Source organism: Streptomyces sp. NBC_00576 (assembly GCF_036345175.1).
Classification (GTDB): Bacteria; Actinomycetota; Actinomycetes; order Streptomycetales; family Streptomycetaceae; genus Streptomyces.
Map to the genome: position 1 here is coordinate 2,225,415 of NZ_CP107780.1, position 14,736 is coordinate 2,240,150.

The 14,736-nt window shown below is 70.0% G+C and carries 9 protein-coding genes and 1 pseudogene; 3 read left to right on the plus strand and 7 right to left on the minus strand.

Features of this window, described 5'->3' with window-relative positions; translation table 11 throughout:
* Positions 1–50: 50 nt before the first annotated feature.
* From OG734_RS09410 to OG734_RS09425, 4 genes are all read right to left on the minus strand, one after another.
* Positions 51–1,706, minus strand: coding sequence for a carboxylesterase/lipase family protein (locus OG734_RS09410; protein WP_330287026.1), 1,656 nt, complete (start codon positions 1,704–1,706; stop codon positions 51–53).
* 93 nt (positions 1,707–1,799) lie between these two features.
* Positions 1,800–3,077: an alginate lyase family protein gene (locus OG734_RS09415; protein WP_330287027.1), complete on the minus strand. Its 1,278-nt coding sequence runs from the start codon at positions 3,075–3,077 to the stop codon at positions 1,800–1,802.
* Between the two features lie 38 nt (positions 3,078–3,115).
* On the minus strand, positions 3,116–6,469 hold the full coding sequence (locus OG734_RS09420; RefSeq protein WP_330287028.1) for an alginate lyase family protein: 3,354 nt from the start codon (positions 6,467–6,469) through the stop codon (positions 3,116–3,118).
* Positions 6,466–8,010 carry a glycosyl hydrolase family 28 protein gene (locus tag OG734_RS09425; protein WP_330287029.1) on the minus strand — a complete coding sequence of 515 codons (1,545 nt, stop codon included), beginning with the start codon at positions 8,008–8,010 and terminating at the stop codon, positions 6,466–6,468. The genes OG734_RS09420 and OG734_RS09425 overlap by 4 nt, the downstream gene beginning before the upstream one ends.
* Before the next feature lie 409 nt (positions 8,011–8,419).
* On the opposite strand from OG734_RS09425, the gene OG734_RS09430 reads away from it, so the two are divergent.
* Positions 8,420–9,544, plus strand: a complete 1,125-nt coding sequence (locus OG734_RS09430; RefSeq protein ID WP_330287030.1) for a LacI family DNA-binding transcriptional regulator — start codon at positions 8,420–8,422, stop codon at positions 9,542–9,544.
* 46 nt (positions 9,545–9,590) lie between these two features.
* Here the strand turns inward: OG734_RS09430 and OG734_RS09435 are convergent, their stop codons facing one another.
* Complete coding sequence (locus tag OG734_RS09435) at positions 9,591–10,163, minus strand: RICIN domain-containing protein (protein ID WP_330287031.1); 573 nt, start codon at positions 10,161–10,163, stop codon at positions 9,591–9,593.
* 239 nt (positions 10,164–10,402) lie between these two features.
* Here OG734_RS09435 and OG734_RS09440 point away from each other — a divergent pair, with 239 nt between their 5' ends.
* Complete coding sequence (locus OG734_RS09440; protein ID WP_330293616.1) at positions 10,403–10,855, plus strand: VOC family protein; 453 nt, start codon at positions 10,403–10,405, stop codon at positions 10,853–10,855.
* Here the strand turns inward: OG734_RS09440 and OG734_RS09445 are convergent.
* A pseudogene (locus OG734_RS09445) lies at positions 10,847–11,524 on the minus strand (helix-turn-helix domain-containing protein); the annotation flags it as partial. The gene OG734_RS09440 and the pseudogene OG734_RS09445 sit on opposite strands and share 9 nt — an antisense overlap.
* An 83-nt stretch (positions 11,525–11,607) precedes the next feature.
* Positions 11,608–12,771 (minus strand): YihY/virulence factor BrkB family protein, encoded by a 1,164-nt coding sequence (locus OG734_RS09450; protein WP_330287032.1) that lies wholly within the window; start codon positions 12,769–12,771, stop codon positions 11,608–11,610.
* Between the two features lie 691 nt (positions 12,772–13,462).
* Between OG734_RS09450 and OG734_RS09455 the strand changes: the two genes are divergently transcribed.
* The gene (locus OG734_RS09455) at positions 13,463–14,713 is read left to right on the plus strand and encodes a heparan-alpha-glucosaminide N-acetyltransferase domain-containing protein (protein ID WP_330287033.1); all 1,251 of its coding nucleotides are present in this window, start codon (positions 13,463–13,465) and stop codon (positions 14,711–14,713) included.
* The last annotated feature ends 23 nt before the right edge of the window (positions 14,714–14,736 follow it).

Consider the following 14,736-nt stretch of genomic DNA (forward strand, 5'->3'; position numbering starts at 1 on the left):
CCGCGAGTGACAGATCTGCCACCTGGCCGCATCTCACCAGGTGGCGGTGATCAGCGTCGGGGGATCCCACCCGGGCGACGGAGACGCCGTACGGCGGACAGCGTTTCCGCGCCCCGTACGGGCAACCGGGGCCGGGCAGCCGACCCCGGCGCGGAGTCCGGAGTCGCCGGGGTCTCGGCGGTCCGGTCGGCGGCCCACAGGGCCAGTTCGCGGTCCCGTGGGCCCTCTACGGTGTGCGGGTCGCCGTCGCCGAAGATCCGCACGGGGTGCGAGGCGTCCCAGGGCTGCCAGCCCGGGTCACCGTCGACGGCGAAGCGTACCCACGCGGTGTGCATGGCCTCGGCGAGGTCCTGCGGGGCGCCCTCGCCCGCGAGCTTGGCGGATTCGGGGGCGTGATGGGTGTCGAACACGAATCCCAGTTCGATGGCGTGGCAGGCGCCCAGACCGGGATGGGTGGACGGCCAGGCGAATTCGTACACATGTGCCCGTCCACCCTCGCCGCCCGCGCTGCCCTCGCTGCCCTCGCTGCCGTCGCCTCGTGTGTCCGCGAGCCGGTGCAGCGGTACGCGGAGCAGGTGGTCGGTGACCAGCTGGCCGACGAGGTCGGCCGTACCGGCGCCGGGATGCAGCGTGCGGTAGCCGCGCGGGACCTCGGGGCCGCAGTGGCAGCGGGCCATCGCGCCGGCCAGGGCGACCGTACCGAGCCGGTCGACGCGCTCCACGAGCCCGCCCGGCACCAGCCACAGCCGGTACTCGTCCCGGGTCCAGCCCAGCAGCAGGTCGACGTCGGCGGCGACCCCGTCGACCAGTGCCTCCAGGGGGTCGCGGGGTACGAGGTCGCCGTCGACGACGATGCCGAAGGCGGGCCCGCCGAGCACCGGACTGCTCAGCCGCCCCACCTCGCCCTGGGTACGCAGCAGCAACTCCCGGTCGACGGCAGCGAAGGCCTCGGCGGTCGCCGGGATCTTCAGCCGGGTCGCCATCCGGCGCACCATCCGCCGTACCTTCTCGCGGTCGCTCGCCTCGGGCGGACCGCTCTGCAGCACCGCCCGCCGGAAGAGCCCCTGTGCCCGTGGGGAGGCGAGCAGCGCGCCGATGCTGATCGCACCGGCCGACTGGCCGAAGACGGTGACGCGGTCGGGGTCGCCGCCGAAGGCCGCGATCGACGCCCGTACCCACTCCAGCGCGGCGAGCTGGTCACGCAGGCCGGGGTTCGGGGGTGCGTCCGGGAAGAGGCCGTAACCCTCCACGCCCAGACGGTAGTTGACCGAGACGAGGACCACACCGTCGCGGGCGAAGGCGTGGCCGTCGTAGACGGGGACAGCCGATGAGCCACGGGTCAGGGCGCCGCCGTGGATCCACACCATGACCGGGAGCCGGGCGCCACGAGCGGGCTGAGGTGTCCACACATTGAGGTTGAGACAGTCGTCGCCGGGCACCACCGGGTCCGACAGCAGCCGGGCGAAGGCCTCGGAGTACGGCGGTTTCGGCGCGGTGGGACCGAAGCCGCCCGCGTCGCGCACCCCGTCCCAGGGGGTGGGCGGCACGGGCGGCCGGAACCGGCGGGGGCCGAAGGGCGGTGCGGCGTACGGGATGCCACGGAACACGGCGATCCGGTCGCCCCCGTGCCCTTCGCGTACCTCGTATCTGCCACGGACGTCCCCGTAGGGCGTCCTGACCACGGGCTCCGCCAGTTCTGCCGTCATCTGCCCACCAGCCCCTCGCCGCCGCGCGTGAACCGTTCAGATCAGAGCAACACATGACCTGCCGGTATTCCCGCGGAAGGGGCCGAGGTGGAGCTATTTGGCGTACATCACCGTCCCGAAACCGAGCTGGTCGAAGCCGCCGCTCGTCGTGCCGTAGTCACCTCCCCCGCCCTCGGGGCGGATGCTCTCGGCCATCGCCTGGATGTACGGCACGGACAGGCCGCGCCGCTTGGCGTAGTGGTAGTAGAGGATGTCCCAGACCGGGCGGACCTGGCCCCTGTTCACGGAGGAGATCACGGTCTGTGACGACTGGGAACAGTTCTGGCCGGTGCCCCAGGTGTAGGTGGTGAACGGGACGTCGTTGCCCAGGTTGTACTTGGCGACGTACTGGGCAGCCTTCATGAACCGGTTGCTGTCGTAGCCGTACAGGTCGTCGCCCTGGGACCAGGCCATCTCGCAGAAGGCACCCATCTGGCCCATGCCCATCATGGTGTGCCCCTGGTCGCGTCCCGACTCCTGCCACTGGCCGAGGGCGTAGCCGGCGGAGTCGGTGTAGAGGTAGGGGACGGCATGGGCGAGGGAGCCGTTTCCGGCGCCCGTCTTGAAGTAGTTGACCGCCTGGTCGTACTTGGCCGCGTCGTCGCACAGGATCCCGATCGCGAGGATCGAGTTCATGTTGCAGAGGTCCCAGTTGGACCAGTAGTTGGTGATGCAGGCGTCGTTGTGGCCGGTGAGGAACTGGTTGTTGAGCGGGTAGAAGACGTCGAGCATCATCGTCTTGAACCGGCCGAGGTCGAACCCGCTGTAGCCGCGCATGAGTTCGGCGGCGTTGGCGAACTGGTAGCCGTAGATCCCGGCGGCCAGGAAGCGGTCGGCGTTGCCGGTGACGTTGGTGAGGGTCGACGACCAGGCGTTGAGGATGGCGACCGCCCTGTCGCCGTTGGCCGTGGTGCCCGCGATCTTCCAGCGCAGGGCGTTCTGGTACGCGGCGTGGATGTCGTTGTAGAGGAGGTTGTAGTTCTCGCCGGTGCCGCCCCGGACGATCGTGGCCTGGGGCCGGGCCGTCCAGGTCGACGCCGAGTGGGAGTTGGCGGTGAGGCGGTTCCAGCCGGAGAGCCAGGGGTCGTCGCCGGCGGCGACCCGTACCTTGGCGCGGTTGAGTTCGCCGTACGCGTGGAGCATGCCGGGGTGGGTGAAGGTCGCGGGCGCGGCCTCCGCGGCGGGGGCCGTGAGCGCGGCGGCTGACGCGCCCACGGCGAGAGCGGCGGTGAGACCGCCGGCGGACCTCAGCAGTCCGCGGCGGCTCAACTTGGGCTGGTTGTCGTGAACTTGGTGGGCGTAGGAGTGCTTGTGGGGGTTTTCGCGGCTCATTGCGATGCATCTCCAATCCTGGTGGGGTCCAGGAGTGATCAGGTGGGGCTGATGCTCACCTCGTCGAAGTACGAGGTGCAGCGGGCCAGGGGGTCGCGGGAGCAGACCACGAGGCCCACGTAGTAGGCGGCGTCGCCGAAGCCGGGGATGTCTCCCTCGGCGAGGGGGGTCCAGCTGACGCCGTCATCGGTGGAGAAGGCCGCGGAGAAGGTGGTCCCCGTGCGCTTCAGCCTTAGCAGGGAAGGGAGTTGAAGGGTCGGTCCGGCGGTTCCGGTGAAGGCCGAGGCGCCCGCCACCGTCTTGCGCAGCATCAGCTGTGCGCTGGTACCACCGGTGACGATCACCCCGGCCGCCTGGTCGAACGGCGACAGGGACTTGGCCATGAGCAGCCCGACCCGGTCGGCGGCCGTGGCTCCGGTGCGGGAGACCAGCCGGGCGGTGAGGACGCTGTCCCCGGTGACCGGCCGTCGGACGAACTGCCCGGTCATGCCCTGCCCGTTGACGTTCAGGTCGGTCCCGGCGCCTCGCACGACGAAGGTCCCGTCCGTGTACGAGGTCGAGCCGGGCGTGCGTACCGCCGCCACGCCGTAGGTCCCCAACTCCCGTTCGTCGACGACGACATCACCGAGGTCGCCGTACGTCCAGGGGGCGGGCGGCGGGGCGGAGACGGTGAGCGTGAGGGGGGCCGTCGCCGTGCCGGAGGCGTTGCTCGCGGCCGTGGTGACGGCGAACTCCCCACTCTCGGCGGGCGTTCCGGAGACGAGCCCGGTACGCCGGTCAACGGTCAACCCCTTCGGCAGCCCGGCGGCGGTGAACCGCACAGGCTCGTGCGAGGCCCGGATCAGGTGCCGGAACGGGACGCCCACGTTGGCGAACGCCATGCCGGCCGACAGCGCCTCGGGCACCGACGGTGTCGGCATCAGGGCGGAGGTGGGCGCCGAACGCGGGCCACGGCCACCCGAGTTGGTCTTGGCGACGGCGTAGCGGTACGTCCGTCCTGGCGTTCCGGTGGCGTCCGCGTACCGCACGCGGGTGCCGAACCCGACCGGTCCGACGCCGGTGGCGACACTCTCGTACGGGCCCTCGGGACGCGTGGCCCGCAACACCGTGTACCGCGCCGACAGGTCGGGGTCGGTCCACATCAGCTCGATGGCGTCGGCTCCGGTGGCCGCCCGCAGATCGGTGGCGGTACGCCGGGGACGCGGCACGCACCAGACGGGGCCGGAAGCGGAGGTCACCTGGACGTTGTCGAAGGCGCCGGTGCCGGTCTCGGCGTACTCCGCGTCGATGCCCAGGCAGGAGGTGAGCGCGAGCCCGGCGTACACCGTGCGCCCCAACTCGACCTCGGTGACGCCTACTTGGGTCCAGTGCTCACCGTCCGGGGAGATGGACCCCGTGCAGCGGCGGCCCTTGCGCGCGACGCGGACCCAGTACGGGGCCCGCAGCCGGTAGCCGTCGCCGGCGGCCTCGACGTAGGGCGCCTGAAGTGGTGTCGCCGATTCCGGGAGCGTGCCGAGGTCGGAGATCGGGAAGGACGCGGCCGTGGTGATCGTCTGCTGCTGCGAGGGCGGTACCGGGGTGCTGCCCGTCGCCGAGACCGCCGCTCCGGGCGCCGGGCGTACGGTCCACACGCCGCTCCAGGTGTGCAGCGGCAGGCCCTGGATCAGCATCGACGCGTGCGGGGCGGCGGCGTCCAGGGAGGCGCGCAGGGTGACGCCGATCTTGGAGTACTGGGAGCTGAGCGGCCACACGATCCGCGCGGTGACCGTGCCGTCGCCGCGCAGGGGCACGTGGGCCAGGTGGTGGGTGTCCGCCGTGCCGCCCGCCTCCAGCACGAATCGTTCGCCGTCGAAGACCGCCGAGCCGGGGACGCCCGTCTCCCCGACGTCCTGGCTCGACCAGGGCGCGGGAAGGCCGGCGGATCCCGCAGCCCATCCCGAACTACCGCTCACACCAAGGGAGTTGGACGCGATGACGGTGTAGTAGAAGGTCCGGCCCCGGTGAATGTCCCGGTCCGTGTACGTGTACGTGTACGTGTCGGTGGTCGCCGCGGCGGCGATCGTCTCGTACGGGCCCTCGGGGCGGGTGGCCCGCCGGACCGTGTAGCCGGTCGCCCACGCGGACGGGAGCCAGGAGACGGTGACGGTGTCGTCCGCGCCGTGTGCCGTGACGCCCGCCGGGACGGTGGGCGCGGCCGGTGCGGGCGCCGTTGTGCCCGCGAAGGTCAGGGTGCCCCAGCTCGGCAGGTCGTCGTTGCTGCCCTCCACGACACGGGCGCCGCCTGTTCCCCGGAAAACGGCGGCCTTCGTGTACGGGGCGTCGAGGCCGCGTACGCCCGCGTAGTGCGCGTACGCCATCTCGTAGATCGGGGGCAGGCTGCCGCGGACCTTGTCCGACACCGTCGTCTTGATGTACTTGCCGGTGCGGTCGAGGTCGGGGGTGAAGGGGACGGCGGCGCCGAGGTTGTAGCGGGCCGCGTACTCGACGTTGGCGAGGAGCCGGTTGTCGTCGTAGCCGTACAGGTCGACGCCCTGGTTCCAGGCGACCTGGGCGGTGTCGGCGTGCAGGCCGACAGCGAGCTGTTCGTGGCCCTGGTCGCGGCCGCTCTCCTGGCCCTGGCCGGCGTCGGTGACGATGCGGTGGCGGACGCTGCCGTTGCCTGCGCCGGCCGCCATGAACCGCAGGGCGTCCTCGAAGAGGGTCGGCTCCTCGCAGAACACACCGATGGCCAGGATGGTCTGCAGGGCCGTCAGGTCCCAGTTGCCGTTGGCGTAGAGCATGTAGCCGGACACCGCCGGATACCAGACATCGAGGAAGGACGCCTCGCAGCGGGCGATGTCAGTGTCCGTCCAGCCGTCGTAGTCGCCGCCGTGGCGCAGGAGTTCGGCCGCGTTGACGAACTTGAAGGCCTGGAGTCCGGCGCCGAGCGGTCCGTCGGCGCCCGTGACGGCGGTGAGCGAGGCCGACCAGACGTTGAGGAGGTCGCGGGCCTTGTCGGCGTGGGCGCGGTCGCCGGTCACGCACCACATGAGGGCGTTCTGGTAGGCGGCGGCCGAGTCGGCGACGGCCTGGTTCATGAAGTTGGACGGGCCGCGGCCCCAGGAGGTGATCTGGCCGGTGTTCTGCACGGTGTACGTCGACTTCGAGCGGGCATGGGCGGCGAGTGCCAAGTAGCCCTCGTACACCGGGGATTGCTGTGCTGCGACCGCTTCCTTCATCCGGGTCAGGTCGGTGGCACCGTGCAGCAGTCCGGGGTGGGTGAAGGTCCGTTCACGGGGCGCCGCCCAGGCGGGGCCGGGAACGGCGAGGCCGGTCGCGCCGGATGCCAGCAGCAGCGCCGCGGCGCCGGTGCCGCCGAGGAAGCCCCGGCGGCTGAGTGGGGAGATCGTCATGAGGTCGCGGCCGCCTCGGCCTCGGCGGTGGTGAGGAAGCGGAGGTTCGTCACATGCTCGTTCGTGTGCATCGGGATGGTGTCGGTGGTGAGATACCAGGTCGGCTTCTTCATCGAGTCGGCGATCACCGTGCCGTTGACGACCAGGTTCTCGAACGTCACGTCCTTGATCGCGTGCTTGGCGTCGTAGCCGAGCAGCAGGCATGTGGCGAGCGGCTTGCCGGTGTAGGAGAGGTCCTTGACGTAGACGTTCTGGATGCCACGGCCGACCGAGGTGTTGTACTTCGTGTTGTACATGACCCGCATATGGATGAGCTGGCCCCAACGGAAGTCCTCGACGCGGACGTTGTCGACCTTCACGTTCTTGATCAGGTTGCTGTCGCCGGGGTTGAGGGCGATGCAGCCCTGGTAGCCCATCTGAGGCTCACGGTGGTCACAGATGTCGAGGTTCCGGAAGGTGAGGTTCTTCAGCACCTCGGGATTGTCGGAGTTGCCGTGCGTCCCGACGTTGACGGGGTGGGCGACGTCCGCCCAGAGGGTGGAGTTGCGGACGGTGATATCGGTGGTGTCGCCGTAGTACTCCCAGCGGTGGGTGTAGATGGCGATGCAGTCGTCGGAGTTGCGCATGAAGACGCCGTCGATGACGACGTTGCTGCTGCAGAAGATGTCGATGCCGTCGCCCCAGCCCTTTGAGCTGAAGGAGCCGAGGCCCTTGATCGTGACGCCGGTGGCCTCGCCGGTCTTGACGGCGTAGCCGGCGGGGTTGAGCACGGTGACGGCGCCGATGGAGATGTTCCGCGAGTTCTCGACGAGGACGCCGCCGTCCACCGTCCCGGCGAGCACACCACGGCCGGCGAGCCCGGCGTGCTCGACGTTGCGGAAGAGGACGGTCGCCTTGAGGACGGCACCGCCGTCGAGGTACACGGTCTTGCCGGCGGGGACGGTCAGGTAGCCGTCGGCGGTGGTGTGGACGCCAGGGCCGTAGTAGATGACGTCGGGGTCGTCCGTCGCGGGCTTCTTCTTCTCGACAGCGCGGGCGAACAGATGGAGACAGTCGAAGATGTCGTCGTTGATCTGGACGACGATGTTGCGCGGCTGGTCGAGCGTGAAGCGCAGGGTGTCACCGAGGACTTCGGGCTTGATGCCGTACGAATCCGGTCTCACCCGGACCTTGGTGGTGCCGCCCTTGAGGTAGGTGACCTCGACCTCGACGGAGCCCTGGAAGTCGAAGTACGCCAGCGACGAGTTGTAGACCTTGCTCGACCCGGTGTTCGCGTTGATCTCCGACAGCTGCGGGCGCCAGATGTCCAGCGTCTGCCACTCGCCGTCGGGGGCGGTACGGACCCGCACCTTGAAGCTGGTGTTGGTCGGCATGGCGGACGGGCGGGGGTACGTGACGAGTGTCGCCGCCGCCCCGGCGTCGGCCGCCCCGGCCGTCGTGGCCGTCAGGTTGGTGAGACCGGCCGCGAGCGCGGTGACACCGGCCGCCTGGAGTGCGGTGCGGCGGGACAGAGAGGGGGACGGGGCCTGGGACGGGGTCATGAACAACTCCTCGATGACAACCGGTTGTCGTTATTCGTGGCAGAGCTTCTTCCTGTCCGCAAACGGCGTCAAGACTCTCGGACGACTTTCGAAAAGACTGGTTGTCGTCGTTTACACGAGTCAGTGACGCGTTGGGGCTTCCCGGACGACAGCGTCGCTGGAGGAGCAGCCAGGTGGATCGTGGCGGCCAGATCAGCAACCGGTTGCTGACATCTTCCGCCGGTTGCCGGAGTTTCGGTTTTTCGAGATTTTCGGTCGCCGGGACCCTTCGAATCCCTACGTCTTCCCGCCACGTTGGGGCGGGCCTAATGTAGGAAGCGCTTGCTGCGCGGTCAATGTTTCCGTCGCGTGAGCAGTGCTATTCGAAACTTTCGACGGCCCTCGGGCGGGCCGGAGAGGCGGTTGGAAGATGGTCCGCACCGGAGGCGGCGCCGCCCCCACGGGTCCCACACTGGCGGTCGTCGCCCGGGAGGCCGGGGTCTCCGTACCGACCGCCTCGAAGGTCGTGAACGGCCGGGAGGACGTGGCGCCGGAGACGCGGCGGCGGGTCACCGAGGCGCTGGACCGGCTCGGCTATGTCCGCAGACCCCGCTTCGACGCGTCGAAGGCGCCCGGCCTGGTCGATCTCGTAGTCCACTCGCTGGACAGTTCCTGGTCGGGTGCGGTGCTGCACGGCGTGGAGGAGGCCGCGCACGACGCGGGCCTGGAGATGGTCGTGTCGGCGGGCCTGACCCGGACCCGGGGCGGGCGCCCGGAACGCGGCTGGCTGGACAAACTGACGACCCGCGGCTCGGCCGGCGTCCTGTTCAACCTCGCCGAGCTGACTCCGTCCCAGTACGCCTGGCTCGACCAGCACCACATCCCGTTCGTGATGATCGACCCGGTACTGGAACCGCCGCCGGGCGTGGTGTCGGTGGGCGCGGCGAACTGGCACGGCGGGGTGACGGCGACGGAACACCTGCTGGCGCTGGGTCACGAACGCATCGCGGTCATCGCCGGGTACCGGCGCAAGATGTGCAGCAGCGCCCGGGTGGCCGGCTACCGCTCGGCGCTCGTCACGGCCGGTGTGCGCCAGCGCCCCGAGTACGTCCGCTACGGGAGCTTCGACGAGACGGTCGCCCACCGGCGCATGCTGGAGCTCCTCGACCTGCCCGAGCCGCCGACGGCGGTGTTCGTGTGCTCGGACAAGATGGCGCTCGGGGCGTACAAGGCTTTGGCGGAGCGGAAGTTGAGGGTGCCGGAGGATGTCAGCGTGGTCGGCTTCGATGACCTTGCCGAGGCGCGGTGGGTCTCGCCGGCGCTCACGACCGTCCGCCAGCCTCTCTCGGAGATGGCGGCGACGGCGCTGCGGTTGTTGGTGCGGATGATGGCGGGGGAACGGCCGGAGGGTACGCGTACGGAACTGTCTACGCGGCTGGTGGAACGGGGGAGTACGGGTTCGCCGGCGGGTCAGGCAGTTCGTACGCTGCGGGTCGGTGGGGGCTTGTCGCGCCCCTCGGCGGAGCCGCTGACCGATACAGCCCCGCGCCCCTGACGGGCGCCCAGCGCACCGGAGTCTGCCACGCCCCCTCAGTCCGGCGTCAGCCCGCCAGGTTCAGGTTCCAGGTGCGGGAACGGTCCTTGTCGCAGTCGAACTGCACCAGCGTGACGTTGTTCTCGGTCGAACGGCCACCGGCGACCGTCGCGCACTTGCCCGTCTGGTCGTTGACGAGTTCGTAGGACCTGCCGTCCCAGTTGGCGAGGCTCCAGCGGCGCGAGGGGTCCGAATCGCAGTCGAACTGGACCAGTTCGACGTTGTTCTCGGTCGAACGCCCGCCCGCGACCGTCGCGCACTTGCGGGTCTGCGTGTTCACCAGCTGGTAGGAGTTGTCCTCCCCGTTGGTGAGCTTCCAGCGGCGCGAGGGGTCCGTGTCGCAGTTGAACTGGACCAGTTCGACGTTGTTCTCGGTGGAACGCCCGCCCGCGACCGTCATGCACTTGCCGGTCTGCGGGTTCTTGATCTGGAACGCGGCTCCCGAGATCACTGCCGGGGAGGTCCTGGAGTCCACCTTCTCGGGCTGGGCGATCGTGGGAGTCGGCAGTAGCAGGACGCCTCCGGCGAACAGGACCGTCGATACCGTCATAAGTCGATGTGCCCGAGTGTGCTTGCGCATGGCAGCACTCCTCTCTCGGCAGGCAAGGGGAGACCAGCAAAGGGGTGCGGGGCGGTGGGCTGCCGCGGTCGGGAGACCGGGCCGGCTCCGGGCGAGGGGCTCTGGCCACCGATCAAGGTGCAGCTGTCCCTCCCACTATTGGCGCCCTCCGCCGGGCCCGCAACCGGGGGTGGAACGAGGACGCCGTCGCGTCCGATTCCTTCAAGACCGGCCGTCGACGCTATGCCTAACCTGGCCGTATGACCACACAACCGACCTCACAACCGACCTCACGCCCCACGCCGCGGTTCGACGCCATCGGCATCGTCACCGCCGACCTCGCCGCGTCCGTCACCTTCTACCGTCGGCTCGGGCTCGACTTCCCCGAGGGCGCCGATGAGCAGCCGCACGTCGAGGCCGAGCTCCCGGGAGGGATGCGGCTCTTGCTCGACACCGAGGCGACCGTCCGGTCCTTCCACCCCCGGTGGCAGCCACCCAGCGGCGGCGGGCGGATCGGGCTGGCCCTGCTCTGCGGCTCGGCCACCGAAGTCGACTCCCTGTACGAGGAGTTGGTGGGCGCCGGATATCGGAGCGAGCTGAAGCCCTGGGACGCCGTATGGGGACAGCGGTACGCGTGCGTGCTGGACCCGGACGGCAACGGCGTCGACCTGTTCGCGCCCCTGGCCTCCTCCCCCGCTCCCGCCCCCGAGTAGCTTCCCCAGCGGCATCCCCGCCAATTCCCTGACGTCCCGCGCCAGGTGGGCCTGGTCGGCGTACCCCGCGAGACTCGCCGTCTCCGCGAAGGGCACCCCCTTCCGGGCCAGGGCCAGCGCGCGCTGGAGGCGGAGGATGCGGGCCAGCGTCTTGGGGCCGTAGCCGAAGGCGGACAGGGAACGGCGGTGCAACTGGCGGGCGCTGAGGCCGAGTTCATCTGCCGTACGGCCGACCGGGCGGCCCGCTCGGAGCGCCTCGACCAGGCCGCCCAGCAGGGCGTCGGGCGGATCCGTGTGCGCCGCCCGATCCAGTGCCAGTTCCTCGAGTGCCGTCGCCGGGTCGGGCGCCGCGTCGACGCGTGCCCTCAGGCGTCTGACCTCGGCCGCTCCCCAGAGGTCGGCCAACTCGACGCGCCGGTCCCGGAGTTCGTGCGCGGGCACGCCCAGCAGGGCGGGCGCGGTGCCGGGGTGGAAACGGACGCCCGCCCAGGGCGCGGGGGCGCCTTCGGGGACGTACGGGCGGGTGTCGGGGCCCGCGACCAGCAGTCGCCCTTCGCGCCACAAGAGGTCCATGCAGCCGTCGGGCAGCACCGGCTGTACGCCGGACCCGGCCGGGGTGTTCGTCCACACCACCGCGCCCGCCAGTCGGGAGGGCCGTTCCTCGTACACGTAGGAAAGGCTACGCCGCCCATCGCCTCGGCCGCAGAGGTTGTGGTGGTGAGGGCCTTCGGCCAGTGCTGGGCGTCATTCCGTCACTTCTCGGCGGGCGGGCCCTCTCCCGTCTTGGGTGTGCTCTTCACATGGGTCCGCAGACGGGAGGTCACGTCCTCCGGGGGCAGGAAGCGCGACCAGCGTTCCGGGAACTCGGAGGGCATGTCGCAGTCGTCGGGGTCGTCCGGGTCGTCGTCGCGCTCGTGGGAGTGGAGGGCGGTCATCCGGGCGACGTACTCGGCGGCCTCCTCCTCACGGATCCGTTCGTTGGCGGCGCGCGCGGCGGCGGTCGAGGCGGCCGGCCAGACGCGGTCGATCGCCGCGTTGACCGCGGCCCCGACGAGCACCGCGAACGCGGACACCCCGACCCACAGCAGGACCGCGACGGCCGCGGCGAGCGATCCGTAGATCGTGGCGCCCTCGATCGTCTTGGTCAGGTAGATGCGCAGCAGGAAGCTGCCGAGCACCCACATCCCGAGGGCCACCAGCGCGCCCGGGACGTCCTCGATCCACGGTGAGCGCACCGGGACCGACACATGGAACAGCGTCGTCAGGAAGGCGATCGACAGCAGGATCACGACCGGCCAGTACAGGACCTGTACGAGCGTCTCCGACCATGGCAGGACGCCCAGCACCGCGTCCGGGCCCGCCACCATCAGCGGCAGTGCGACCGAGCCGATCAGCAGCGCCACGACGAAGAGGACGAAGGCGACGAGGCGGGTCTTGACGATGCCGCGGACGCCGTCGAGGCCGTACATCACGGTGATCGTGTCGATGAAGACGTTGACCGCGCGCGAGCCGGACCAGAGGGCGAACAGGAACCCTATGGAGATGACGTCGGGCCGGCCGCCCTTCATCACGTCGTCCAGGATCGGCCGGGCGATCTCGGTGACGCCCTTGTCGGACAGGACCGTGCGGGACGCCTCCAGAAGGTTGGTCTCCAGGCTGGTGATCGTGTCGGTGCCGGTCCAGTCGTCGACGTAGCCGAGCAGCCCGATGAGGCTCAGCAGCAGCGGCGGCACGGAGAGCAGCGTGAAGAACGCCGCCTCCGCCGCCAGACCCAGGATCCGGTACTCGATGCACGAGTTGACGGTGTCCTTGAGCAACAGCCACGCGGTCCTGCGCTTGGAGACGTTCCGGTAGAGGACGCGCGCGCGGTGGAGTCGGCCGCTGGGGTTCTCGGAGGGTTCACTTGCTGCCTGCACGCCCTAACGGTATCGGGCGGGCGCTACCCCTCTCACCCTCCGGTGCCCCGGTCACGGCGCAGCACTCCTGCGCCGCTCCCTCCCCTCCGTTCCCGTGACACAGCAGAAAGCGAAGAGAAACCCAGCGGAAACCAGGCGGAACGATTCGGCAGGGAAATCGAATACTATTCCTGTCATGCCCTTGGCGGCCACATTCGGGTGCCTCTAAACGGAATACCGCCCGGCAATTACACCTGGCTTGCAGAAAGCTCCCTGGTGAAGTGGGCGAACAGGCGGTCGCCATCTGTACGAAAAGTCGTGACTCTGTAACAGGAAAGCGACATTACGCCAGTTCACCTTGACCCGTTCATAACCAGGTCGAAACAATTCGGATTGCATTCGCCGGGGCACACCCGCCCAAGGGAGTGCGAAGTACCACGACACGGGGGCATCCGGGCTCCGACCAAGCCCGATCGAGCCGCGTTGCCTGTGATCCGCACGAAAACGTGCGGATCGACGCCGTGCCGCACGCCGCGCTCACCGACAACTTCCGCTCATACGCCCATACGCCATTCGTCCCGTACTTCATTTGTTCGTACGTCATTCGTTCGTACGTCATTCCCATATCGCGTCAACTGCCACTCCCGCTCACAGCTGCACCGCGGACACACAGTGGACGCGAAATCCATCGTGCCATTTTACGGAGCGACCCATGCCTTTATCGACACCGCGCATTGCCGGTGTAGACGTGGCCCGTGGCCTCGCACTGCTCGGTATGTTCTCCGTGCACGTTTTCGGAACGTTCGAGCCGGACGATTCCCCGACGGCGGCCTGGCAGTTCGCGGGCGGCCGGTCCTCGGCGACCTTCGCACTGGTGGCCGGTGTCGGCCTGGCCTTCACCACCGGCGGCCGCACACCCCGCGTCGACCGGGGCTCGCTCGCCTCGGTCGCCGCCCGGGCGGCGACCGTCGGTCTGATCGGGCTGCTGCTGGGCTACGCCGCCAACGCGGGCGGGCTCAGCGTCGACGTCATCCTCGCCTTCTACGCCCTGCTGTTCCTGCTCGCGCTGCCGCTGCTGGCCCTGCGGGCCAGGACGCTGGCCTGCCTCGCGCTCGCCCTGGGCGTGGTCGCGCCGTTCCTCGTCCACCTTCTCCGGGGCGCACTGCCCGAACCCGCCTTCGACGGTGATCCGACGCTCCAGGACGTCGTCACCGACCCGGCCGGTCTCCTCGGCGACCTTCTCGTCCACGGCCCCTACCCGGTCCTGGCGTGGACGGCGTACCTGTGCGCCGGTCTCGCCATCGGGCGCCTCGACCTCTTCGACCGGCGCACCGCGACCCGGCTGCTGACCGGTGGGCTGGCGCTCGCCGCCACCGCCTGGCTGACCTGCTCGTTGTGGCTCTTCCGCTGGGGCGGTCTGGAGCGGCTGCGGCAGACCGAGTTCCCCGACGCGACCGGGCCGCACGCCCGCGACGAGGTCCTGTGGGACCCCCCGGACGGCGAGACCTGGTGGTCGATGCTCTCCCGCGCCCCGCACTCCACCTCGCCGTTCGACCTGCTGCACACCCTCGGCGCGGCCACGGCCCTGCTCGCGGCGGTCCTGCTGCTGACCCGGATCACCGTGGTGCGGCGCGCGCTGCTCCCGCTGGCGGCTGCCGGAAGCATGCCGCTGACCCTCTACACCGCCCACGTCCTGTTCCTCGCCACCGGAACCCTGAACGGCTCCCCCGGCCTCCAGTACGCCGTACTCGTCGCGGGCTCGCTGCTCTTCGCGGCCGGGTGGCGGCTCACCAGGGGCCAGGGACCCCTGGAAGCCCTGGTCGCGGGGACGGCGCGGCGCGCCCGGGGGTGGGAACGGGGGCGGGCGCAGGGGAGCCCGCCCGAGTTGCCGGTCCACCGATCCGAACCAACAGAACGAACGGACCGAACCGAACGAACCGAAAGCCAGGACCAGCACCGCTAAGGAGCTCACTGTGGGGGGAAAGC